The organism is Leptotrichia sp. OH3620_COT-345, assembly GCF_003932895.1.
Classification (GTDB): domain Bacteria; phylum Fusobacteriota; class Fusobacteriia; order Fusobacteriales; family Leptotrichiaceae; genus Pseudoleptotrichia.
Genome location: NZ_RQYW01000050.1, coordinates 1 through 1,640 on the forward strand (window position 1 = coordinate 1; position 1,640 = coordinate 1,640).

Genomic DNA, 1,640 nt, shown 5'->3' on the forward strand with positions numbered 1-1,640 from the left:
GGAGTATCTTTAAAATTAAGTCAGCTATGTGGAGGGGTATTATTATTTTTCATGACTATAAATGTATTGAGAACGATATTACAGAATATAGAAAGAATGGATATATACTCTATATTTAAAATGTTACTTCCTGGTTTAATAAAGAATCTTATAGTAGGATTTATACTTGTAACACCTGTAACGGGGAGTAGTAAACTGGGGATAGGCGGTAGTAGGATAGGGAATATACCTTCAAGCGGAACATTATTGACTCAATTTACGGAAATGATATTTACAATGTTTTACAGATTGGGGACATTATTTTTCAATGACAGTAAATTTAATAATATATCACCGGGAGAATTGGCAGATTTATTTATTTCAAGACCGTTAACACTGTTACAGGATGTATTTGGCTTTATGACATTTTTTGCGATATTTACGAATATAGCAAAGATAATATTGTTATTATTCAGTTTGTGGTTGTGCGGGAAGATAATAGCGACATATATAGCAAATATATTTATGGCGTTGATGTTGACGACATTTTCGATGTTTTATCTGATATTTTTAACGATGGAGAGTACGGTTCATATAGGTCAGAAGGGAATAAACATAATAATAGTACAGTCTGTGACATTGTTTATGACGGTAGCGATGATGGGGATATCGTATCAGGTAATGAAATTAATAGTAGTGGGAAACAGTGTACAGGGGATAGCGTCAATGGCGGTAGTACTGTTTATGTTGCAACAGGTGATGGAAAATGTAAGTATGATGGCGATATCGATAACGTCAGGTGGAGGACTTGGGACTAGTAATGGGTCTGCATTTCTGGGGTTATCACAGGCAATAGGAATGATGGTAGGCGGTTTAGCGATGTGGGGAGGAGCCAAGATGGATGAGCTGACGAATAATGAAGGAGGGATAAAAAAATCTGGTGGTGAAAAAGATTCAAGAGATTACATATTAGGTAAAGCACGAGAGAATGTGGGGTTACCATTATTAAATGAAGTAAAGTCATCGGGGTACCAATTAGGAGTGAATTATAGTAAAGGCTATCATAAGTCAAATATGAAGAGGGCGGAAGATAGCTTTGAAAGGTTAGATAAAAAACGGAGAAGCGGTTTAGGGGTAGGAACAAGGTCAGGAATGTTAACAGCAACATTTATCCAAGGTATGACAGGAGATCTCACTAATAAAGAACTTTTAGGAACACTTTGGAATAAGACGGGAAGTTTATTTGTAAATTCTGAAAGTAAGTTTGAAGATATTCAGGGAGTTTATCCCTATAATGTGATAAATTATGAAAAACAAAGAGAAAAAGCAATTGATATGATAAGAGAAGGTTGGCGAAACTTATGGGGAGAATTAAGTTCGATAAATTTATTGTCAGGAGGTGGTTTAATGAGTGAGGGAGCAAGAAATAATGCGTATAATAATACTAATAATACGTTTTCTGGAGGGAAATCAAGAGATACAGAAAACTTTGATATTCCTTTTAATCCTATAAGTAGGCTTAGTAATAATTATATAGAAGAATTAGAGAGGCTAAATAGGAATAATATAGAAAGAATATCAGAATGGTATATGAATCCAGAGGATATGAAAGAAGTAACGGGAGAATCACTAGAAGAATATAAGAGAAGAAATTATAAAAA

General features: G+C 34.3%; 1 protein-coding gene. It reads left to right on the forward strand.

Annotated elements, in window-relative coordinates:
* Positions 1 to 51 precede the first annotated feature (51 nt).
* Positions 52 to 1,640: hypothetical protein (locus EII29_RS12250; RefSeq protein WP_158612532.1), on the forward strand; the 1,589-nt coding region annotated here is incomplete at its 3' end.